The 20,902-nt window shown below is 62.7% G+C and carries 19 protein-coding genes and 1 pseudogene; 11 read left to right on the top strand and 9 right to left on the bottom strand.

Annotated features, from left to right (window positions below; genetic code table 11):
• Positions 1-33 precede the first annotated feature (33 nt).
• A complete protein-coding gene (locus HDG37_RS03560) occupies positions 34-441 on the bottom strand; it encodes a carboxymuconolactone decarboxylase family protein (RefSeq protein ID WP_184044320.1) in 408 nt (135 codons plus the stop codon).
• A gap of 144 nt (positions 442-585) precedes the next feature.
• Here HDG37_RS03560 and HDG37_RS03565 point away from each other — a divergent pair, with 144 nt between their 5' ends.
• Positions 586-1,620, top strand: a complete 1,035-nt coding sequence (locus HDG37_RS03565) for an AraC family transcriptional regulator (RefSeq protein WP_184044322.1) — start codon at positions 586-588, stop codon at positions 1,618-1,620.
• Positions 1,621-1,862: 242 nt separating this feature from the next.
• Here HDG37_RS03565 and HDG37_RS03570 read toward each other — a convergent pair whose 3' ends face one another.
• On the bottom strand, positions 1,863-4,268 hold the full coding sequence (locus tag HDG37_RS03570; protein WP_184044324.1) for a filamentous hemagglutinin N-terminal domain-containing protein: 2,406 nt from the start codon (positions 4,266-4,268) through the stop codon (positions 1,863-1,865).
• Between the two features lie 417 nt (positions 4,269-4,685).
• Between HDG37_RS03570 and HDG37_RS03575 the strand changes: the two genes are divergently transcribed.
• The 3 genes from HDG37_RS03575 to HDG37_RS03585 are packed head-to-tail and all read left to right on the top strand — an operon-like array spanning position 4,686 to position 7,574.
• Entirely contained in the window at positions 4,686-5,507 is an 822-nt protein-coding gene (locus HDG37_RS03575) for an ATP-binding cassette domain-containing protein (protein WP_221311865.1), read from the top strand.
• Positions 5,500-6,540 carry an ABC transporter permease gene (locus tag HDG37_RS03580; protein ID WP_311540101.1) on the top strand — a complete coding sequence of 347 codons (1,041 nt, stop codon included), beginning with the start codon at positions 5,500-5,502 and terminating at the stop codon, positions 6,538-6,540. The genes HDG37_RS03575 and HDG37_RS03580 overlap by 8 nt, the downstream gene beginning before the upstream one ends.
• Positions 6,541-6,569: 29 nt before the next feature.
• Positions 6,570-7,574 carry a substrate-binding domain-containing protein gene (locus HDG37_RS03585; RefSeq protein WP_184044328.1) on the top strand — a complete coding sequence of 335 codons (1,005 nt, stop codon included), beginning with the start codon at positions 6,570-6,572 and terminating at the stop codon, positions 7,572-7,574.
• A 50-nt stretch (positions 7,575-7,624) separates the two neighbouring features.
• Here HDG37_RS03585 and HDG37_RS03590 read toward each other — a convergent pair whose 3' ends face one another.
• On the bottom strand, positions 7,625-9,070 hold the full coding sequence (locus tag HDG37_RS03590) for a DEAD/DEAH box helicase (protein WP_184044330.1): 1,446 nt from the start codon (positions 9,068-9,070) through the stop codon (positions 7,625-7,627).
• Positions 9,071-9,162: 92 nt separating this feature from the next.
• On the opposite strand from HDG37_RS03590, the gene HDG37_RS03595 reads away from it, so the two are divergent.
• The 3 genes from HDG37_RS03595 (at position 9,163) to HDG37_RS03605 (ending at position 11,787) form a co-directional block, all read left to right on the top strand.
• The gene (locus tag HDG37_RS03595) at positions 9,163-9,771 is read left to right on the top strand and encodes a TetR/AcrR family transcriptional regulator (protein ID WP_184044332.1); all 609 of its coding nucleotides are present in this window, start codon (positions 9,163-9,165) and stop codon (positions 9,769-9,771) included.
• Between the two features lie 109 nt (positions 9,772-9,880).
• Positions 9,881-10,690, top strand: coding sequence for an oxidoreductase (locus HDG37_RS03600; protein WP_184044334.1), 810 nt, complete (start codon positions 9,881-9,883; stop codon positions 10,688-10,690).
• 95 nt (positions 10,691-10,785) lie between these two features.
• Complete coding sequence (locus HDG37_RS03605) at positions 10,786-11,787, top strand: NADP-dependent oxidoreductase (RefSeq protein WP_184044518.1); 1,002 nt, start codon at positions 10,786-10,788, stop codon at positions 11,785-11,787.
• An 85-nt stretch (positions 11,788-11,872) separates the two neighbouring features.
• On the opposite strand, the gene HDG37_RS03610 is transcribed toward HDG37_RS03605, so the two are convergent.
• A complete protein-coding gene (locus tag HDG37_RS03610; protein ID WP_184044336.1) occupies positions 11,873-13,288 on the bottom strand; it encodes an MFS transporter in 1,416 nt (471 codons plus the stop codon).
• Positions 13,289-13,348: 60 nt separating this feature from the next.
• Positions 13,349-14,521: a M20 aminoacylase family protein gene (locus HDG37_RS03615; protein WP_184044338.1), complete on the bottom strand. Its 1,173-nt coding sequence runs from the start codon at positions 14,519-14,521 to the stop codon at positions 13,349-13,351.
• Between the two features lie 171 nt (positions 14,522-14,692).
• Here HDG37_RS03615 and HDG37_RS03620 point away from each other — a divergent pair, with 171 nt between their 5' ends.
• A complete protein-coding gene (locus HDG37_RS03620; protein WP_184044340.1) occupies positions 14,693-15,643 on the top strand; it encodes a LysR substrate-binding domain-containing protein in 951 nt (316 codons plus the stop codon).
• Between the two features lie 37 nt (positions 15,644-15,680).
• Here HDG37_RS03620 and HDG37_RS03625 read toward each other — a convergent pair whose 3' ends face one another.
• Positions 15,681-16,574: a LysR family transcriptional regulator ArgP gene (locus HDG37_RS03625; RefSeq protein ID WP_184044342.1), complete on the bottom strand. Its 894-nt coding sequence runs from the start codon at positions 16,572-16,574 to the stop codon at positions 15,681-15,683.
• Positions 16,575-16,691: 117 nt separating this feature from the next.
• Between HDG37_RS03625 and HDG37_RS03630 the strand changes: the two genes are divergently transcribed.
• The 3 genes from HDG37_RS03630 (at position 16,692) to HDG37_RS03640 (ending at position 17,908) form a co-directional block, all read left to right on the top strand.
• Positions 16,692-17,321 (top strand): LysE/ArgO family amino acid transporter, encoded by a 630-nt coding sequence (locus tag HDG37_RS03630; protein WP_184044344.1) that lies wholly within the window; start codon positions 16,692-16,694, stop codon positions 17,319-17,321.
• Positions 17,322-17,524: 203 nt separating this feature from the next.
• Positions 17,525-17,689, top strand: coding sequence for a hypothetical protein (locus tag HDG37_RS03635; protein WP_184044346.1), 165 nt, complete (start codon positions 17,525-17,527; stop codon positions 17,687-17,689).
• A gap of 57 nt (positions 17,690-17,746) precedes the next feature.
• Entirely contained in the window at positions 17,747-17,908 is a 162-nt protein-coding gene (locus HDG37_RS03640) for a DUF1328 domain-containing protein (protein WP_013089029.1), read from the top strand.
• A gap of 267 nt (positions 17,909-18,175) precedes the next feature.
• Here HDG37_RS03640 and HDG37_RS39965 read toward each other — a convergent pair.
• From HDG37_RS39965 to HDG37_RS03655, 3 genes and pseudogenes are all read right to left on the bottom strand, one after another.
• A pseudogene (locus HDG37_RS39965) lies at positions 18,176-18,550 on the bottom strand (GNAT family N-acetyltransferase); the annotation flags it as partial.
• Positions 18,551-18,640: 90 nt separating this feature from the next.
• On the bottom strand, positions 18,641-19,192 hold the full coding sequence (rfbC, locus tag HDG37_RS03650) for a dTDP-4-dehydrorhamnose 3,5-epimerase (RefSeq protein WP_184032679.1): 552 nt from the start codon (positions 19,190-19,192) through the stop codon (positions 18,641-18,643).
• A 116-nt stretch (positions 19,193-19,308) separates the two neighbouring features.
• Positions 19,309-20,301 (bottom strand): GlxA family transcriptional regulator, encoded by a 993-nt coding sequence (locus HDG37_RS03655; protein WP_184044348.1) that lies wholly within the window; start codon positions 20,299-20,301, stop codon positions 19,309-19,311.
• Between the last annotated feature and the right edge of the window lie 601 nt (positions 20,302-20,902).

Consider the following 20,902-nt stretch of genomic DNA (forward strand, 5'->3'; position numbering starts at 1 on the left):
TCTTTGAAAATTAATGAAGTGACGGCGCTGACGTCAGGCAACGGCCTGCGCAGCGTCGACGTTTGCCTTCTCGAAGGCGGCCAGTTCTTCCAGCAGGATCGGCGCGCCGAGACTGGAGGAATGAATGCCAAGGACGCTAACCGCCTGTAAGACCGCAGCGATTTCTTCCCTGGTGGCGCCCAGTTCGAGCGCGCGGCGGATGTGACGGCGTGTGCCCGGCGCATACATATGCGTGCAGGACGCGTCCACCGCGATGGCGAGGAACTCGAACACCTTCGGTTCCAGCACACCCGACATCACGGTGTGCATGCCCATCGCCATGAATTTCTCGGCCCAGACAGGATCGAGTTCTGCAATCGCATCCCAGGCGGGATTCCAGTTGCCGGTTGCGCGTAGCTGATCGCAGACCGGGGTCGCGCTGCGGCTCGTCTCATTGCTCATTGTTTCGCCTCCTCTCGAACTTCTCGAATTTCCGCACGCGTTGGTCCATCACGCGTCTCTGGAGGCAAGTATCGGATACTGGCAAATAGCGGTTTGACAGATTGAGGCAAAAAATTTACATTTTGATGCACGAGGGAAAACCATATGTCCTATCTGCTTCGCAGTGCCGCCCTGACCAGTTACGTCGAAGTGGCCCGATCGGTGGGCCTTGATCCGTACCAGCAGTTGAGTGATGCCGGCATTGACCGTTCCGCGTTGCTGAACCCTGACATCATGATTCCGGCCGAGGCAGTGGCGCGGCTGCTGGAAACCTCCGCCCGGGCCGCTGCCGTCGAGGATTTCGCGCTGCGCATGGCCGAGACCCGCCACCTCTCCAACCTTGGCCCTCTCGGTTTTGCGATGCGGGAACAGCCGACGTTGCGCCGCGCGCTCGAATCGATGGCGCACTATCTGCGCCTGCAGAACGAAGCAGTGGTGATGCGCGTCGAGGAAACGGCAGGACTCGCCATCATCCGGGAAGACCTCATGGGCGGCATGCCTGGCTCGATGCGCCAGGCAACGGAGTTGATGCTGGGCGTCATGTACCGGACGCTTGGCCTGGTGCTGGGCGCAGCGTGGAAGCCGCGCACCATCTGTCTCACGTACAGCGCTCCAGCCAGCCTCGCCATGCATACGCGTGTATTTGGCGCGCCCGTTGAGTTCAACCAGGATTTCGACGGCATCGTGTGCCTCGCAGCGGATCTCGACGCCGCGATTCCAGCTTACGATCCGGTCATGGCGCAGCAGGTGCGCCAGTATCTGGATTCGATGCTGCTTCAGTCCAACGCAACCATGTCCGACAAGGTCAGGAAACTGGTCATTGCGCTTTTGCCGTCTGGCACCTGCTCGGCCGACCGGATCGCGCAGCATCTGGGCGTGGATCGCACGACCGTGAATCGCCACCTCGCCCGTCAGGGTGACAGCTTTCTGTCGATTGTCGATGCGGTGCGGGTTGAACAGGTGATGCGGTATGTCGGTAGCGGCGACCGGCCGCTGTCTGAAGTGGCTACGCTGGTAGGCTTCTCATCGCTGAGCGCGTTTTCCCGCTGGTTCAACGGCCGCTTCGGCTGCAGCGTTTCGACGTGGCGCCGCAAAAATGCACAACGAAGTGCTGGGGCCCGCGATGCATCGCCTCGCTAGCCAGCGCGTTGGGCCGCTGATTCTCTACCCTTGCGCCCCAGCGCCAGCGATCGTGACTATCGTTTGCGATTGCGCCCATGCCGCACAGGGCACGGCCAGAAGGATGATCCAGGCAGACTGGATAAGCCTCGCGCGAATGGAGCAATTCATCGCTGAGCTCCCGGAGTTGTCCCGCCCAAATGATTTTCACGACAGCATCTGCGTCGTGTCGAGTTCCCCCCTTGCCGACAAGCCTTCGCCATCTACTGACCCAGTTGCCACCGCAGCACGGGGTGCGTTGCTCCGGCGGGCATGGCCCATACCCCGCCAGGTCCGAAATCGTATGTGGGACCGAAGCTGACGGGGTTGCTCATCTGGGCGGTGGTCAGGCCCTGGGCGTTGCCAACCTGGGCGCCATTAGCCACACTCACTACAGCGACGGTGGCGCCGGTCGTCTGTGTATTCCAGAACACGTCGCTGCTTATGGTCACTGGCCCGTAGTTGAAGCCCGCGATGCCACCTCCGCCTCCCTGCCCTCGAACGCTGCCAGTGGCAAATGATTGCTCAACACTGCTATATAGATTCACTCCCACTAGCGCTCCCGCGGCTGCATCAGTCGCGCTGACTGCACCCGTGGCGTACGACTGCGTGATCGTTCCTGCGTTTTGACCGGCCAGCCCGCCGGCATAGGTCGAAGTGCCCACAACGCTCCCCGATGCGAAAGACTGCCTGATGACTCCCCCGTTGTAGCCGACGAGGCCACCATCGGAGAAACCTTGAGACGACGACACGTCAGCATTGCTGGAGGACCGTGTGATAGTGCCATCGGACCAGCCAACGAGGCCGCCCGCCTCTTGAGCGTTCTCGACCGCGACCGTACCACTGGTGTGGACGGACGCAATGATGCTGGTGTTGAGCCCAGTACCCGACAGGCCGGCCAGAATCCCATAGTAGCCGCCGTTAGCCGTGCCACTGACCTCGCCTTGCACCGTCAGGTCGCGTACGACACCGCCAGATCCTATGGCGGAAAACAAACCTACGCCCGGGTCGATGTCCGACGGTGATCCCTGAATCTTGAGGTTAGATATCGTATGGCCCATGCCATCGAACTGTCCGGTGAAAGGACTCGCTGGGAAAGCGCCAATCGGCGCATTGAACGTGCCCGACGGCGGCGTTGCATCCACGTCCTTGCCTAGCGCGTAGATGCCCGAAAGGTCCTGGTTGATTTTCTGGAGGTCGGCGAGCGAGTTGACAAGTTCATAGGCGGTCGACTGCGTGACGAGACCGCTGTCAGGTGGCGCCGTCCACGCCTGATTCAACAGAATGGTTCCCGCGCTGTAGTTGCCCCCGATGTCGTACAGCGCACTAACGATACCCGTGCTTGCCGACCAGTCGATGATGCCGTTATTCGCGATGCTGCCGCCATTGTCGCTGCCCGTTGCGTCAGCGCGCACGGTCAGATTGCCGGCACCGCGGTTCGCTATCGTCGTGCCCGTCGTCACCGAGACGTTGTGGTACGCGGCAAGCGTCAGCGAAGCCGCTCCCTCCCAGATAAGGCTGGATGCAATGCTCAGGTCGCCCGTTGCGCCATTGACGCCCGTCGTCGTGACCGCGACCGATGTGCCCGAATTCAGGCTCTGCCGCAACGCCCGGGTGGCCGCACTATCGATTGTGAATGTGGGTGTCAACAGGTTCCATTGGCCCGCGTGAACGGCGGCATGCCTGCCAAAGGCCAGTTGTACCGCTTGCGTGTCGACCGTTCCGCCGCTGCCATCCGCGTTGCTCGCGGAGATCTTGCCGAGTTGACTGACACGGCCGCCATCGGCGACGAGCCACACGTGACCGTCACGATCCGCCGTGCCCGTCGCGCGGATGCGCGTGCCGCCGCCAGCAAGCGCGTAGACATTGCCGTCGGCGGCCTGCAGGCTGATCTGCGCGGCGTTTATGCGCCCTTTGTTGACCACGGTACCTTGGCCGCCCGTCTGCACGAACACCTGTCTGCTGCTGCCCGAATCCTGTAACAACACCTGTTCGCCTGCAGCCAGTTCGGCCGTACCGTTGGGCGCTGTGATAGTGCCCGCGTTGATCACGGCGTGTCGCGCAATCAGGAACACATCGCCGCCGCTCGAACTGATCTTGCCGAGGTTGATCACGCTTGCGTTCGGGTCGCCCGACAACGTGAGGGAACCACCGCCCTGCATGAACGCGTCGTTGCAGACATCGAGCGTTGACGCGACGAAACGGCCTCCCGTGCTGATCACGCCCGATGGCCCCACAACGATGCCTTGCGGATTGATCACATACAGACTCCCCGTTGCACTGAGCCTGCCGAAGATGGCGGACGGCGAGCCGCCCGTCGCGCGGTTCAGCGTCGCGCCCGAGCCGTTGTCGAACGTCACGCTGTTGTTCCTGCCGATCGAAAAACTGTTCCACTCGATCACGCCGCGCGTCGAACCCGGTTGCGTGACCACGAGGCCGTCTCCATGGCTTGCTATCGCGCCGGCGCCGGCCACGTAAGTGCCGCCTTGTGGAAGTTTGCCCGCCGCGAGCGTCGCATGGGCAAAGCACAGTCCGGTGAGCGCGCTGCCGATGACGAGCCACCAGCGTCCGGCTGACTGCCGACGACGCAGTGCGCGTCGCGCGGGCCGAGGTAGTTCTGTACGTGACATACACCCCCCTTTCCGCGTGGGACGCGGAATGGCTGACGACGACCCGCAGAGCCGGCCTGAACCGCGTTAGTCGTAGCGTCTGAAGAATAGCCGCTGGCGTGGCGGATGCATGCCGATACCTCTGCTTTTTGCGCCTTTTTGACCGGGCGTTTGTGGCCGCTCGTCCTGTGGGGACCCTTCTGATGCGGTTCTTCTATCCCTCAGGTTGTGCGTTGTTCAAGTGCCCAAGACTAATATTTTTCCGATGAAATATAAGCGGTCTCGTAAGCGATTCTTGAACTGGACTCTAAGGCTTGCTAAATTTCAGGGACATTTCCAATGTAAGTTGATGCGGCGATCGATAAGCAAAGGGGAAAGTTCTATGGCTGTCGTCGTTCACAACATCGCTGTGGGTCATTCGAGCTGGAGCGTGACGTGATGCCGAACCAGGCAGCGCCCGGTACGTGCGCCTATCAGCATATCGTGCGCGCCCAAGATATCAGCCTGTCCTACGGCAAGATACGGGCGCTTGCCGGCATCGATCTGGCCATTGGGCGGAACGAGATCGTCGGCCTGATCGGTGATAACGGCGCGGGTAAGTCGACGCTCATCAAGGTACTGACTGGTGTCGTGCGGCCGAGCACGGGCAAGCTGTTCATCCGGGACGAGGAGGTCGACTGGAACCGCTTTTCGGTGCGCGAGGCGCACCGACTGCGCTTCGAGACGGTCTATCAGGAAAAATCGCTGGGCGAGAAGCAGCCGCTGTGGCGTAATTTTTTTGTCGGCCGGCAGATCACCAACCGGTTCGGCTTCATCAAGGTTGCCGAACAGCGGCGCATTGCCAACGATATTTTGAAGCGCCAGCTCGGTTTCCGCGGCGTGGGGATCGACGCGGATTCGCTGATTGCGAAACTCTCCGGTGGCGAGCGCCAGGGCATCGCGATCGGACGGGCGATGTATTTCGACAGCGATCTGATCATTCTCGATGAACCAACGGTTGCGCTTGCCATTAGCGAGGTACGTAAGGTTCTCGACTTCGTACGGTCGATCAAGGAGTCCGGCCGCGCCTGCATCTACATCGAACATAACCTCGCCCATGTGCACGAGCTCGCCGATCGGCTCGTCGTGCTCGATCGTGGCCGGATCGTCGCGGATATGAAGTCGGGTGAGATGAGCCTCGAGGAACTCACCCGGTTCCTGATTTCGCTACAGCAGAGCGGGCACGGGCCGGCGCTGGCTGCGGGGCAAGGACGTGAGTGATCCGATAAAAGACGAACAGCCGGCGCGGCTGGTGCGTTTTCGCCTGCCGGATTTTGCACGCATCGAGGGAGTGCCGAGCCTGGTCGTGTTCGCGTTGGTGGTCGGCCTGTTCATGGCAACCGCACCGCGCGTCTTTTTAGGCTGGCCAATCTACTTCTCCTTCCTGACCACCGTGCCACCGCTGGCGGTGTTGGCGATCGGGCTCACTCTGGTGGTTGCGGCGGGGGAAATTGATCTGTCCTTCCCCTCCGTGATGGCATTCTCGGGCTTCCTGTTCGCCTGGTGCGTGAACACCACCGGATCAGCCTGGCTAGCCGTGATCGCGGCATTGGCGGGCGGCGCGCTGGTCGGCGTGGTGAACGGGGTGCTGGTCGCGGTGGTCGGTGTGCCTTCGATCATCGTGACAATCGGCACGCAGTTCCTCTGGGCTGGGGTTGCTTCGATCCTGTCCGGCGGGCTCTCCAATGCGCTACAGGAGCTCGCCAACGGTTCAGCCTATGCAGTATTCGCGGGCACGTTGTTCGGCGTGATCCCGATGCAAGCGCTCTGGGCGCTCGGGCTCGCAGTGTTCATGTGGTTCATCCTCAATCGTCACCGTTTTGGCGAGCACCTGCTGTTCATCGGAGACAACCGAAACGTGGCGAAGGTCGTGGGCATCAATGTCGTGCGTGAGACGGTGAAATTGTTCACGCTGATGGGTGTGCTGGCCGGTTTCGCCACGGTGCTGCTCACGCTCGAGAATCTGAACTATTTTTCGACCCAGGGGCAGGGCTATCTGCTGCCGGCGCTGGCCGGCGTGTTCATCGGCGGAACCTCGGTGTTTGGTGGCACGGCGACGATCGTGGGTACCTTCTTCGGCACTTTCGTGATAGGCATGCTGGAGGCCGGAATCGTTGCGACAGGTATCGCCGGCTTCTGGGTACAGGCGATCGAAGGGGTGGTGTTCATCGTCGCTGTGACGCTGCATCTGTTGGTAGAGAATCCCGCCAAGCTGCGCGTGTTGCGCGAAAGATTCAGGCTTGGGGGGCGATAAAGCCGTTAAATCAGGAGAAAGGAGCAGAAATGATCAAGATCATGACGGGATCCCTCCTGGGGGCGAGTATTCTCGCGTTTGGCCTCGCGCAGACGGCCGGTGCCACCGAGCCGACCACGACGGGGCCGCTCGGCGTCGGTATGACAATGTATATGCAGATGGGCGGAAACCCTGGCGACGGCGCGACGCTGCCACGTCAGACCGGGGCTGCGGACGCGGGGCATGCCTTAGGCATCAAGGTGATCGAGCAGTTCTCGGCCTGGAGCCCAGAGAAAATGCTTGCGCAGTTTCGCCAGGCGATGGCGGCGCATCCGACGTGCATCGGCATCATGGGCCATCCGGGCGATCCAGCCTTCGCGCCACTGATCAAGCAGGCGGTAGACCAGGGCATCATCGTTACCGTCGGCAACACGCCGCTACCCGAGAACCAGAAACTTTACGACGCGAAGGGCTTCGGCTACGCCGGCGTCGAACTCTACGTAGGCGGGCAGATCACCGCGCAGGCGATGCTCAACGCTGGGATCAAGAAGGGCGACGAGGCGCTGGAATACGGCGTGTTCAACGAGAGTGTGCGCAGTCAGTCTGACCGTGGTCTTGCCGAAACGCTGGAGAAGGCCGGCGTAAAGGTGACCAGGCTCAATATCTCACCTCAGGTGGATTCCGATTCATCGCTCGCCGTGCCGATCCTGGTCGCCTTTATCCAGGCGCACCCCAATCTGAAGGCGATTGGAACTCAGCACGGCGGTGTAACCGGGTTCATTCCGCAGGCGCTCCAGCAGGCTGGCAAGAAGCCGGGGCAAATCATCATTGGCGGCATCGATCTGGCACCAGCCACGATTTCGGGGCTGCAGAGCAAATACATCACCGCGACGCTCGACCAGCAACTTTATCTGCAAGGCTTCCTGCCGGTCACGCAATGCGTGCTCTCGGCTGCTTATCATTTCGCGGGACTGACCATCAACACCGGCGCGGGTGTCCAAACACCTGCGACGATCGACTCGCTCATTCCGTTGATCAAACGCGGAATCCGCTAAGGTCGGATGATGTGAGATGGAATGGCGTGTGCGTTGCCGTCACACACGGATCAGGGTTGGCGTTTGCCGCGGCCACCAGCGGGTTTGCCGGCCGGCTTACGTGAACCCGCAACTGGCTTGCTGGCCGGTTTGCTGCGTGGCTTTTGCACGCTGAATGGGCTACCGCTGGACAAGCTTGTGCCTTTACCCGCGGCCACAGCGCGTTGCGCTGCAGGCTTGCGTTTGTTTTCGCCACTTTGCGGGCGCGGTTTTTTGCTGAGCACCTGCATGGCGCCCGGCGCAGCTTGCGGCACTTTGGGCTTCTTAGGCTTTTTGGGTTTCTTGATGATCTGGCCCGTCGCGCTAGTTTGCGGCACGCGGTGTTCGGCTTCAAAACCCGGCTCTTCTTCACGGGGCAGCGGTTGCCGGATCAGCGCTTCAATCGCGGCCAGTTGCGGGGCTTCATCGGCGCACACAAGGGACACCGCCACGCCGCTGGCGCCCGCTCGGCCGGTACGGCCGATACGGTGCACATAGTCTTGCGCCACGATCGGCAGATCAACGTTGATCACCAGCGGCAGATCGTCGATATCCAGCCCGCGCGCAGCCACATCGGTAGCGACCAGCATATGTACTTCGCCCGTCTTGAAGCGCTCCAGCGCACGCAGGCGCGCGGGTTGCGGTTTGTCGCCGTGGATGGTGTCGACCGCATAGCCCGCTTCATCCAGCATGGCCGCCAGGTAATCCACGCCATTGCGGGTTTTGACGAACACCAGCGCGTGCTTCCAGTCGTTCTCAGCCACAAGATGCATGAAGAGGTCGGGCTTGTTCTTTTTATCCACCGGCACCACCCACTGCTTGATCTTACTGGCCGTGGCATTGGGCGGGCTGACGCTGATATTGACCGGGCCGCGCAGAATGCCCGCCGCCATGGCGCGGATCTCATCGGTAAACGTGGCAGAGAACAGCAGGGTCTGGCGCTCAGCGGGCAAGGCAGCGAAGACGGCGTTGAGTTCGCGCGCAAAGCCCAGATCCAGCATGCGGTCGGCTTCATCCAGCACCAGTGTTTGTACCTGATCAAACTGCACTGCGTTCTGGCGATGGAGATCTAGCAAACGGCCCGGCGTGGCGACGAGCACGTCCACGCCTTTGCGCAACTTCATCATCTGCGGGTTGATGCTCACACCGCCGTAGGCGGCCAGAAATCGTAAGTCGAGGCCTTTGCCGTAAGCGATAAAGCTTTGCAGCACTTGTTCGGCCAGTTCACGCGTGGGCACCAGCACCAGAACACGCGCGCGGTTGCTGGACACCGCCGGGCCGTGTTGCACCAGCCGTTGCAACAGCGGCAGCGCAAAACCCGCCGTTTTGCCAGTGCCGGTCTGTGCCCCAGCCATGACGTCCTTGCCACTGAGCACAGCAGGAATCGCCTTGGCCTGCACCGGCGTAGGTGTCTGGTAATTGAGGTCCTGCACATTGCGCAGCAAGGGATCGATCAGGCCAAGCGAGGCAAAAGACATTGGCGTATTCCGGGCTAAAGCCGCAATTCTAGCGGTTACCGCCTGAACCGTCGGTCTCTGGATGGCCCCTGCAAATCCCGCCGGAATGATATATGATGGTCATCATGAAAAATCCACCCATCACCCGGAAGCCAGCCAGCCGCAAGGAAATCACGCACGAGCGCATCGTCGAGGTCGCCGCACGCGCGATTCGGCGCAGCGGCTACGACGGCACGGGCGTGGCTGACGTCATGAAGGAGGCAGGTCTGACGCATGGCGGCTTCTATGCCCATTTCCCGTCGCGCGAGGTGCTGCTTGCCGAAGCCGCTGACCGCGCCGGAGCTGAATCCGTGGCGCTGTCGGAGCGTATCGCCGCGTCCGTGCCGCCGGAACAGGCGTTGCCGGCGATGATGCGCGCCTATCTGTCGAAGCAGCATTGCGAGAGCATCGAGACAGGTTGCCCGATCTCTGCCCTCGGCTCGGAGATGCCGCGCCAGGCGCCGGCCGTACGGCGCGCAGCCACCCGCCGCATCAAGGAGATGATCGATGTCGTTGCGCGCCAATTGCCCGATTGGGGTCAGCCAGGCGCGCACGAACAGGCGCTTTTGATGGTCGCCACAATGGTTGGCACGATGGTGATGGCGCGTGCCGTCGACGACCCCAAACTATCGGAGAGTTTTCTTGAAGCGGCATTGAAAAAACTCGCACCGACTGATGCGTAAAAACGCCGGCCCTGTGCCGGTTTTCGTTGGACCGAAAATATGACCATCATCATATTTGAATGAAACGAGTGCTCAACCAACCACGCAAGGACATCTTGGGAAGAACATCATGCAAACCAAAATAGCGCTCGTGACGGGCGCCTCGTCAGGAATCGGCGAAGCCACGGCAAAGCGGCTCGCGAAGGCCGGATACAAGGTCTACGGTACCAGTCGGCGCGGCCAACGAGCCGGCCAACAGTCGTTCGACATGCTGCCGCTCGATGTGACCAGCGATGCATCCGTTGCAGCCGCCGTCAGCGAAGTGCTGCGCCTGCAGGGCCGCATCGACCTGCTGGTGAACAATGCCGGTTTCGGCGTCGCCCCTGCCGCCGCGGAAGAGAGTTCGATCGACCAGGCACGCACGATCTTCGATACGAACTTCTTCGGGATCATCCGCATGACGCGTGCTGTCGTGCCTCATATGCGGCGACAACGCAGCGGCCGCATCATCAACATCGGTTCCGTGCTCGGTTTTCTGCCAATGCCCTATATGGCGCTGTATTCCGCCACCAAGCACGCGGTGGAAGGTTATTCGGAGTCGCTCGACCATGAGTTGCGTACGCTGGGCATCCGCGTATCGGTCATTGAACCTGCCTACATCAAGACGCCTTTCGACGCGAACTTCATCGCGCCCGACGCCCCTCTCGACGAATACCGCGAGGTGCGCTCGGCCGTGGACAAGCGAGTGAAGGAAGTGGTCGAGGGTGCCGACGGTCCCGAGGTCGTGGCCGAAACCGTACTGCAGGCCGCCATCGCGGCTCGTCCGAAACTCCGCTATACCGCTGGCGGACTCGCCGCCCGTCTGCGATTGCTGCGCAGATTTGCGCCCGCTGGACTGGTGGACGCCGGTATCCGCAAAGATCTGCGGCTGGCAACGTAGACGACGCGACTGTCTCCACCCTGTTCAAAGGCTCTGCATCCGTGCTATTGCCAGCGAAACAACCAGACTTAACGAGCAACTGACAAGGAACCATGATGCAAGCATTCGTCGTCGATCGATATGGACGCAACAATGGCTTACGATCCGGCGATATGCCGGTTCCAGAGCCGCGCGAGGACGACGTATTGATCCAGATCCACGCCGCGGGCGTGAACCCGCTCGATGCCAAAATCAGAGACGGAGAGTTCAAGCTCATTTTGCCCTATCGTTTGCCGCTGATTCTGGGCAACGATCTGGCAGGGGTTGTCGTGCGCGTCGGCTCGCGCGTGCGGCGATTCAAGCCCGGCGACGAGGTCTACGCGCGCCCGCACAAGGATCGCATCGGTACTTTCGCGGAATTCATCGCGGTCAAAGAGGATGGCCTGGCCCTCAAGCCGACAGCACTCACGATGGAGGAAGCGGCTTCAATCCCGCTGGTGGGATTGACCGCCTGGCAGGCGCTGATCGAAAAAGGGCAATTGAAGCAAGGGCAGAAAGTGCTGATACATGCCGGCTCGGGCGGTGTCGGCAGCTTCGCCATTCAACTGGCGAAGCATGTTGGCGCGACCGTCGCGACAACAGCGAGCGCGCGGAATATCGAGCTGGTGAAGCAACTCGGTGCGGATATCGTCATCGATTACAGGAAAGACGACTTTGCGACCATCCTGAAGGACTACGACCTGGTACTGGATACGCAAGGCGACAGTGCGCTCGAGAAGTCGCTGCGTGTGCTCAAGCCGGGTGGCAAACTCATCGGGATCGCCGGTCCGCCTGATGTCGAATTTGCGAAAGAGATCGATGCGTCGTGGTTCCTGAAAACGGTGATGCGCTTTCTGAGTTATCGCATCAGAAAGGCCGCGAAACGTCATGACGTCAGCTATACATTTCTCTTTATGCGGGCCAGCGGAGAACAGCTCAGCCGGATTGCCGCACTGATCGACGCGCGAGCGATACGACCCGTCATCGATCGGGTCTTTCCGTTCGAGTCGACCCAGGAGGCTTTGGCTTATGTCGAAACCGGACGCACAAAGGGTAAGGTTGTCATCAAGATCCGATAGTCGGCGTGAAGCAGGGCAAATGGCAACAGAGGCGCGATCGAAAAGATCGCGCCTCTTTTTTCAGCGGAGCCCGATCGCCATCACGTCAATCGATCGCCCTACCCGCGGTCTCTCGCATGAACGGCAACGGCAGCAACGACACGACGCTGCAACCGATCAGATACCACGCCGGCGCGAGATTGCTGCCCGAAATCTGGATCAGCCAGGTCGCGAAAAACTGCGCGAAGCCGCCGAAGACCGACACGCCGAGGCAGTACACGATCGACATGCCGGTCGCGCGGATCGCGCGCGGAAACAGTTCGGGCAGCATCACGATATTGGGCACCGCGGTGAACGTGACGAGCAGCGCGAGGCCCGCGACCACCGCAAGCAGCACCGGCACCGTCGGCGACGCGTTTATCGTCATGAAGGCGGGGTAGACGGCGAGAATCAGCACCACGCGCGATACCCACAGCACGCGCTTGCGGCCGACCCGATCCGACAGCGCGCCCGCGAACGGCGAGCAGATCACCGTGACCACCGCGCCGGTCCACGCGGCCCACAGCGCGGTCGCCATCGGCAGATGCAGGATGCGGATCGCGTACGTCGACAGGTAGAACAGCACGATGTAGTTCGCCGCGGTGCCGCCGATCGTCGTCAGCACGCCGGTCGTGATCGAGCGCGCGTGGTCGCGGAACAGGTCGCGAACAGGTAGCGACGGAACTTGCGCAGCGGGCTTCGCAACGGTATCCGAAGCAGTCTGCGCAACAGCGCCGCCACACGCTGCCGTGCCATCTTCAATACCCGGCAGCGTCTCGTCGAGATGCCGCCGGATATAGATGCCAATCGGCCCCATCGCCATGCCGATCACGAACGGCACGCGCCAGCCCCAGCTTTCGAGCGCGGCCGGCGACAGCGTCGCGGCCAGGGCAACGCCGAGCAGCGAGCCCACCACCGTGTTCATCCCCTGGCTCACGAACTGCCAGCTGCCGTAGAAGCCGCGCGTGCGATCGCCGCCGTATTCGAGCAGCAGCGCCGTCGATGCGCCCACCTCGCCGCCCAGCGCGAAACCCTGGATCAGCCGCGCGAGAATCACGAGCAGCGGCGCCGCGACGCCGATCGCCGCATAGGTCGGCGCGAACGCGATGATCGCGGAACCGAGCGTCATCAGCCACAGCGTCAGGCTCATCGCGGCCTTGCGTCCGGCGCGGTCCGCGTAGCCGCCCAGTACGATGCCGCCCACCGGCCGCATGATGAAGCCGACGCCGAACGTGCCGACCGCGAGCATCAGCTGCGCGAGCTGACCTTCGACCGGGAAATACAGCTTGCCGATGATCGTCGCGAAGAAGCTGTAAATCGTGAAGTCGAAAAACTCGAGGCCGTTGCCGAGTGTGATCGCGGCGATCGCCTTCGCGTGGCCGACGCGCTTTCGAGGTTCATCGGCGAGGCGCTGCGCATCGAGCACATCGAGCGCATCGAGCCCATTGGCGCTTGCGGACCGCGGCGTGGCTGAATAGTCCATCTGTGTCTCCGTCATTATCTTGTGACTGCTACGGCAAGGCGCTCGCGCGCCGCCGCCGCGTCAAACGAGGAACGTCTGCGCGAGCTTGACCCAGTAGGCCGCGCCGGTCGCGAGGCAAGCGTCGTTGAAGTCGTAGCCGGGGTTGTGGACCATGCAGCCGCCCTCGCCGTCGCCATTGCCGATGATCAGATAGCTGCCCGCGCAGCGTTCGAGCAGGAACGCGAAGTCCTCGCTGCCGGTCAGCGGTTGCATGTCGTGAATCAGCCCGTCGACGCCCAGCCAGTCGAGCGCGACCTGGCGCGCGAGCGCGGTCATGGCCGCATCGTTGACGAGCACCGGGTAGCGCCGCTGATAGTCGACCTCGGCACGCGCGCCGAACACAGCCGCCTGCCCGGTCGCGACCTCGGTGATGCGCTGCTGCAGATGGTCACGCACCTCGGGCCGCAGCGCGCGCACCGACAGGCGCATCTCGGCGGTTTCGGGGATCACGTTCGGCGCTTCGCCCGCGTGAATCGCGCCGACCGTGATGATCGCCATATCGAGCGGTGCGATGTTGCGCGACACGATCGACTGCAGCGCGAGCACGATCTGCGCGCACACGACGACCGGATCGACCGCCTTGTGCGGCACCGCGCCGTGGCCGCCGCGGCCGATCACCTTGATGATCACCGTATCCGACGACGCCATGAACGACCCCGGCATGAAGCCCAGCTTGGCCGTAGGAAAGCCCGGCATGTTGTGCATCGCGAACACGGCGTCGCAGGGAAACTGTTCGAACAGGCCGTCGTCGAGCATTTTCTTGGCGCCGGCGAGCCCTTCCTCGGCCGGCTGGAAGATCAGATTCAGCGTGCCGTCGAAGCTTTTTTCGCGCGCCAGATGCCTGGCGGCGGCGAGCAGCATCGCCGTATGGCCGTCGTGACCGCATGCGTGCATCTTGCCGGGCAGCTTGCTCGCGTACGGCAGGCCAGTGGTTTCTTGGATCGGCAGCGCGTCCATGTCGGCGCGCAGGCCGAGCCGGCGGGTGCCGTGGCCGAGCTTCAGTTGCCCGACCACGCCGGTCTGCCCCAAGCCGCGATGGACGCTGTAGCCCCACTCCCGCAGGCGGTCGGCGACCAGATCGCCGGTTGCGAACTCCTCGTAGGCCAGCTCCGGATGCGCGTGGATGCTGCGTCGCAGCGCGATCATTTCCTGTTCGACTTCGGCGATGCCCGCCGGAATGACCATCGTGTTCATGCCGTCTCCTGTCGATCGGACCTGGCGCTTCAGCGCTTGGTCCGATCCCATGCAACTGGTTGCGCCCCTGTCAGCGTGAACCCAGCATAGCGGCGCCGATATCCGGGCGGCAGGCGTAGAATCGTTGCGGTGCCAACCCTTGGTTGCCCCCCCGTCACGCCTCTCATTCGAATGAAGCTGCATCAGCTCAATACCTTGGCGGCGATCGCCGATACCGGAAGTATCCGGGCGGCCGCCCGCTCGCTGGGGCTTTCCCCGGCCGCCGTGACCAAGGCGATGCGCGAGCTCGAAGCCGATCTGCACGCGCCGCTCGTCGTGCGCAGCGCGAGCGGTGTCGCGTTCACCGAGTTCGGCCGTGCGCTCGTCGTGCATGCGCGGCTCGTGCTCGGCCAGTTGCAGCGCGCGCAAGCCGAGATCGAGGCGTTGCGCGGAGCCGCGGCCGGCAAGCTGTCGATCGGCGTCACGCCGTGGGTCGCGCTGACTTTTCTGCCGCCTGCCGTGCGGCGTTTTCGTGAGCGGATGCCGGAGGTGCAACTGGAATTTTTCGAAGGCCTGCTCGCGGTCGTGCAGCCGCGTCTGCGCGACGGCAGCCTCGATTTTTCGATCGGCCGGCCGCCGCCCGCGTCGCCGCAGTCGGAGTTTCAGAACGCGCCGCTCTTTTCGACGCATGCGGCGGTGGTCGCGCGGCGCGACCATCCGAAGGCCGGTTGCCGCACGCTGCTCGACCTCGAAGACGCGGAATGGATACTGAACTGGGACCCGGCGAGCCGCGAGTCGATGTCGAACAATCTGTTCGTCAAGCGCGGCATGCCGGTGCCGCACACGATCGTGCTCGCGCATTCGCTCGCGATCGTGCTGGGCCTGCTCGCGCACACGGATATGGTCAGCGTCTTTCCGTGGCCGCTCGTCGAGGTGATACGCGCGAAGGAAAACCTGTGGGCGCTGCCGCTGCGTGAAACGCTGGACGAAACCATCGTCAGCATCACGTCGCGGCGTGGCGCGCCCACGAGCCCGGCGGCCGCGTGCTTTCTCGACTGCCTGCGCGAGACGATCGACGAAGGCGCGCGCTCGCAGGACCCGCAACAGCGCCGCCTGTTTCATTCGATCGAGCTGTTGCTGTAGCAGCTGCCGCATTTCTGCATGCGGCACCGCCGCGTAGTCAATCGAGAAACTCGCCCGCCCGCTTTCTGAGCATCGCGCTGAAATCGTCGAGCCAGCCGATCGACAGACGCCAGCTCTGCCAGTACAGATCGACGTCGATATGCTTGCCCGGCGCGATCTCGACCAGTTCGCCGCGTTGCAGATGCCCGGCGATCATCCGCTCGGGGCACATGCCCCAGCCGAGGCTCATCACGCACGCGCGCAAAAAACCGGCGACGTGCGGAATCCAGTGCAGCGGCGGATCGAGCTCCGCGCGCGTAATGCGCCGCATGAAGCGCTTTTGCAGCTGATCCTTCGGATTGAAGTCGACGCACGGCGTGCGCCGCAGGCTGTCGCGTGTGACGCCGTCGGCGAAATAGCGCGCGAAAAACGCCGGCGAACACACCGCCAGGTATCGCATGCGGCCGAGGCGCGTCGAGCGACAGCCCTGCACCGGTTCGGCCTGCGTCGTGATCGCGCCCTGCACGCTGCCGTCGCGAATGCGCTGCGCGGTGTAGTCCTGGTCGTCGATCACGAGGTCGAGCAGCATCTCGCGTTCGACGCAGAACGGCGCGACCGCGTCGATGAACCAGGTGCCGGCGCTGTCGTCGTTGACCGCGACGCGCAGTGCCGGCCACTGCTCGACGAGCGCGCCGGGCAGTGCCGGCAGGCGGCCGTTCAGTTCCGCTTCGAGCAGTTGCACGCGTTCGGTATGGCGGCATAGCAGCGCGCCCGAGGTGGTCGCGACGCACGGCTGCCCGCGCTTCACGAGCACGCTGCCGACGCGCTCCTCGAGCAGCTTGACCCGCTGCGACACCGCGGACGGCGTGATATTGAGCTCGCTTGCGGCACGGTCGAACGAGCCGTGGCGGACCACGGCGGCCAGCGCGTCGAGCAAGGCGTAGTCCAGCATTAGCGTTCTTTAATCGGCATTAAGTAAATTAGCTTCTCTTAGGAGATGCCAACCCGCAGACTAGCGCTGTTGGATTTTCCCGTCTATCCCCGCTGCTTTCCTTTTTCCGGACCATTTATGAACTGGTTGTCTTTTTCCCATGGCGCGGCGCTGTGCGCGTCGCTGATCGTTACGATCGGCGCGCAGAACGCGTTCGTGCTGCGGCAGGGCATCATGCGCTCGCATGTCGGCAAGATCGTGCTTTTGTGTACGTTGTCCGATTTCATTCTGATCGGCGCGGGCGTCGGCGGCGCCGCGGTGCTGATGGAGCGTTTCCCGCGCTTCGTGCACGCGATGCTCTATGTCGGGCTCGCGTATCTCGGCTGGTTCGGCATCAGCGCGCTGCGCCGCGCGGTGCGGCCCGGACACGCGGTGCTCGATGGCTCGGCCGGCGCCTCCCGCGATCAGGCGCCGCCTGCGCAACGCGCGCTGCCGATCATCCTGATGACGCTTGCGTTCACGTGGCTCAATCCGCACGTCTATCTGGACACGTTTCTGTTGATCGGCACGGCCGGCGCGCGCGAGCCGGAAGGCGCGCGGGTCGCCTTCGCGCTCGGCGCGATGACGGTCAGCGCGGTGTGGTTCGTCGCGCTCGGCTATGGCGCTCGCATGCTCGCGCCGCTGTTTCGCCGCGCAACCGCGTGGCGCGTGCTGGATGGCGCGATCGGCAGCATGGTGTTGCTGCTCGCGTTCACGCAATTGCGTTGAGCGTTCGACGCGGGCCTGATATCAGCGCCGATTCTTGCGGCTCGCCTCGCGCGGCGGGCGCATCGGCTTCGTCGCGCGGCACGAGGTTCATCAGGCGCGCGAGCACCGGCCACTTCAGCAGCGACTGCTGGTAAGCCTCCTTCGCCTGGGCAACGAAATAGCGCCCCGTCTCGACCTCCGGCAGACGCGGCGCGAGGCCGCCGATGTCGTCGACGGGCCAGCCGCCGCGCGCGGCGGACCGCCGCGCTTGGCGGGCGGCGCTCGTCGGCTATCTGATCGTGAATCGCTGGAACGGCGGCGGCAATCAAGCGATGGCACATCTATTGCTGAAATCCGCTCGCCGGCATCTCACCCGTGAAGCCGCGTGACGTACGCAACGGGGCGCCGTTCAAACGTCATTTCAACAATCCACCGGTGGAGGCACCATGCTTCGATACGCTGTGATTTTCTTCATCATCGCCATAATCGCCGCAGTGTTCGGCTTTGGAGGCATTGCCGCGGGCGCAACCGAAATCGCCAAGGTGTTGTTCTTCATCTTCCTGGTGATCTTCCTCGTCACCCTGCTGATGGGCGTGATCCGACGCTGACGGCTGCATACAGCGTTCGGTGAATTCACGCCTCGCCCGATGCGAACCGGCCACGCTGCGTGGGTACCGCGTTGAGGACTGCGCGGCCGCTGTCGCCGTTGCAATACTTGCCGCAGCATATTGCAATAGTTGCCGAAGCATCGGGCGCTTCAATTCTGCTTTCCTTCCGCTTCTTTTCTCCGTATGCCGGAGGCGTATGCGGCATCGCTTCAGGCCGCATACGTCTGCGGCGTCATGGAACGCGATCTGCTGCGTGGCCGGTTGCGGCTTATCGAGTGCGAGTTGCACATAGCCACGCATCGCGGCCCAATGTTCGGCGAACGCGATCGGTAACGTGCCGATGCCGCGCCCCTGCCATGCGGGATCGACCGCGAACTGACGCAGGCTCGCGACATCGCCGTGCCGGTATAGCTCGCACGATGCTTCGCCATCCGAAGCATAAAGCGTCATCGTGCCGACGATGTGTCCTTCATACACCGCGACATGGCAATCGCCGCGCAGCACACGGCCGCGGGTCGTCTCGATGGTCTGATCCACGCACGTGCAATTGAGCCCCTGCGCGCCGAGCGACACAAACGCGCGACACACATAGCGGACCGGAACGGATTGCGGATGGCTTGCGCGACGCTTCACGTTGAGCACCTCGTACTGACTGGATGCCCGACGTGTAGGGTTGGCCCGTGAGCGTCTCGAGAAGAAATGTCGCAGATACTCAGGCCGATCAGCCGTCGTTCACGAGGTGTTTTCGGCCTCGTACAGACGACGGCCCGCCGCATCCTTGCTGCCGAGGATGGGCTGAAAGTCGATCGGCCACTCGATGCCGATGTCGGGATCCGACCACAGCAGGCAGCGCTCGAGTTCGGGGAACCAGTACTCGGTGGTCTTCCACATGCATTCGGCGACATCGGACAGCACGACGAAGCCGTGCGCGAAACCGGGTGGCACCCAGATCTGCCGATGGTTGGCTTCGCTCAGATACTCGCCGCTCCATTTGCCGAAGTTCGGTGAGTTCAGGCGCACGTCGACCGAGACGTCGAAGATCTCGCCGCGCACGACGCGCAGCAGCCGCCCCTGGGGACGCTGCACCTGGTAGTGCAAGCCGCGCAGCACGCCATGCACGGCGCGCAGATGGCGGTCCTGCACGAAGTTGAAACCTTGCGCGACGTCGTCCGAAAACTCGTCCGCGCTGAAACTCTCGAAGCAGAAGCCGAACTCGTCGATGAACACTTCCGGCTCGATGAGTTTCACCTCCGGCAATGCCGTCGCCATGACCCTGTTGCCCATCGCCACTGTGCTCGTAGAAAGGCTGGCTAGCGAACATACGGCCGCTCTCGCGACCGCGTCCGACAGGCGAGGCGCGCCCGCAACGCGGGCGCCCTATCGCATGCTAAAGATACATGCTACGCCTCAGTGGCCGCCCGGCTGCGAGCGCGATACTCGGTTGGCGACAAAGCCATACGCTTGCGGAAAATTTTTGCGAGACGATCGCCGTTGCCGGTGCCGCTGCGACGCGCGATCTTGTCGACCGGCAATTCGGTCTCGGTCAGGAAGTTGCACGCGATACGCAGCCGCACCTGCAGCAGGTAGTCCGACGGCGTGATCTGCATCTCGTGCTTGAAACGGCGCAGGAAATTGCGCTCGCTCATTGCGGCGACCTGCGCGGCATCGGCGACCGAGACCGGACGGTCGCAGTTGGCCTCCATCCAGCGCGCGGCCGCGCGAATCTTTTCGGCGACGCTCAGCGTGCCGCCCTCGGCCGGCAGCGGCACCCACGTCGCAGCCATGCCGGGCATCACGCGATCGGCGACGCTGCGCGCAAGCTCGGCGCCCAGGTCGCGCTTGATGAACATCAGCGCGCTGCGGGCACAGTCGTGACGGTCGTTGGCCGCGCTGAACGCGCCTTCGCTGGCGCTCGCGCCCGGATAGCGGCTCATCAGGCCGTCATGCTCGGTCGGGCCGGCCGCTTCGAGCACGAGGCGCCCCTCGCCGATCGTTTCGATCGCGCGTGTGCGCGATTGCACGGCGCGCAGCCAGTTCAGCAGGCGTTCGTCGCGCGCGGCCACGTGGGCGCCGTAGCCGCCGGCGATGAACAGCACGTCGAAACCGCCGCCAAAGCGCGTGTCGATGCGGTCAGTCCAGATGCGCGCCGACGACGAACTGGCGACATTGCCGCCGTCCATCGACAGGAACTGCACTTCGTAGGGCGGATCTTCGCCCGCTCGCGTGCCCGCGAACTCATTGGCGGTCTGGAACATTTCCACGACGGTACCAGGGCCGAGCAGCCAGAAGCCGTCGAACAGCAGAATGCCGATTCGCCGCGCTGCAGTACGGACGTTCAAAGCGGGCGTGTGTAGCCACGTAATTCTCGTTGTATCAAGGTGCATGTGCGGCATGATCTTCCCCAAACGGTCATACGTTGCGGACCCCGATTTGCCCCGCCATCAGACGGAACGAGAGAATGCGTTATTACGGCGAAAAAACAGACTCACGCCGCATAAAGGATTAAGCGTGATGTTAGCGGAATGGATCGCTATAGTAAATTTGAAAAGCGAATTTCATCACGACAGCCCATGTCTGAGGAAAAGCGGTTATTGAGCGATCGATATGAGCGCGCGACAGGCCGGGCAACTATGCAAGCCGCGCGAAGGGCTTGAGGAGATCTTACCGCAAAGCTTTGATGGACGGGACTCTCGCGCATTCGGACAAAGTTGCCGATAATGCGAAGCCCGGCCATTGCGCGTTACCGAGTACGTTTCTTGCGCGCTTCAAAAATGTTTCAATTGTGAACCGCTTATCGCCCGATTATGTCCGGGCAATTCGGTCGTTTATTCGCAAAGCGTAAATTTATTGCCCGCGGCATTCGGCATTTCCGTGGCATTCGCTCCGCACCACAAATTAATATCCAAATGCTGATTTATCGGAGGTTCTAAAAATGTTTCTATTTTGAAACATCGCTGGCCTCTTTCGTATGATTTTAAACGCGCGCATGCGCCG

It is taken from the genome of Paraburkholderia sp. MM5384-R2 (genome assembly GCF_014201025.1).
GTDB classification, from domain to species: domain Bacteria; phylum Pseudomonadota; class Gammaproteobacteria; order Burkholderiales; family Burkholderiaceae; genus Paraburkholderia; species Paraburkholderia tuberum.

Bases quoted from the DNA above. Each gene is read 5' to 3' on its own strand.
- HDG37_RS03605 (WP_184044518.1), top strand. From the start codon at position 10,786: ATGCAAGCATTCGTCGTCGATCGATATGGACGCAACAATGGCTTACGA.
- HDG37_RS03600 (WP_184044334.1), top strand. From the start codon at position 9,881: ATGCAAACCAAAATAGCGCTCGTGACGGGCGCCTCGTCAGGAATCGGC.
- HDG37_RS03595 (WP_184044332.1), top strand. From the start codon at position 9,163: ATGATGGTCATCATGAAAAATCCACCCATCACCCGGAAGCCAGCCAGC.
- HDG37_RS03655 (WP_184044348.1), bottom strand. From the start codon at position 20,301: ATGCCGCACATGCACCTTGATACAACGAGAATTACGTGGCTACACACG.
- HDG37_RS03630 (WP_184044344.1), top strand. From the start codon at position 16,692: ATGAACTGGTTGTCTTTTTCCCATGGCGCGGCGCTGTGCGCGTCGCTG.
- HDG37_RS03585 (WP_184044328.1), top strand. From the start codon at position 6,570: ATGATCAAGATCATGACGGGATCCCTCCTGGGGGCGAGTATTCTCGCG.
- HDG37_RS03565 (WP_184044322.1), top strand. From the start codon at position 586: ATGTCCTATCTGCTTCGCAGTGCCGCCCTGACCAGTTACGTCGAAGTG.
- HDG37_RS03575 (WP_221311865.1), top strand. From the start codon at position 4,686: ATGCCGAACCAGGCAGCGCCCGGTACGTGCGCCTATCAGCATATCGTG.
- rfbC (WP_184032679.1), bottom strand. From the start codon at position 19,192: ATGGGCAACAGGGTCATGGCGACGGCATTGCCGGAGGTGAAACTCATC.
- HDG37_RS03610 (WP_184044336.1), bottom strand. From the start codon at position 13,288: ATGGACTATTCAGCCACGCCGCGGTCCGCAAGCGCCAATGGGCTCGAT.
- HDG37_RS03570 (WP_184044324.1), bottom strand. From the start codon at position 4,268: ATGTCACGTACAGAACTACCTCGGCCCGCGCGACGCGCACTGCGTCGT.
- HDG37_RS03620 (WP_184044340.1), top strand. From the start codon at position 14,693: ATGAAGCTGCATCAGCTCAATACCTTGGCGGCGATCGCCGATACCGGA.
- HDG37_RS03625 (WP_184044342.1), bottom strand. From the start codon at position 16,574: ATGCTGGACTACGCCTTGCTCGACGCGCTGGCCGCCGTGGTCCGCCAC.
- HDG37_RS03590 (WP_184044330.1), bottom strand. From the start codon at position 9,070: ATGTCTTTTGCCTCGCTTGGCCTGATCGATCCCTTGCTGCGCAATGTG.
- HDG37_RS03640 (WP_013089029.1), top strand. From the start codon at position 17,747: ATGCTTCGATACGCTGTGATTTTCTTCATCATCGCCATAATCGCCGCA.
- HDG37_RS03560 (WP_184044320.1), bottom strand. From the start codon at position 441: ATGAGCAATGAGACGAGCCGCAGCGCGACCCCGGTCTGCGATCAGCTA.
- HDG37_RS03615 (WP_184044338.1), bottom strand. From the start codon at position 14,521: ATGAACACGATGGTCATTCCGGCGGGCATCGCCGAAGTCGAACAGGAA.
- HDG37_RS03635 (WP_184044346.1), top strand. From the start codon at position 17,525: ATGTCGTCGACGGGCCAGCCGCCGCGCGCGGCGGACCGCCGCGCTTGG.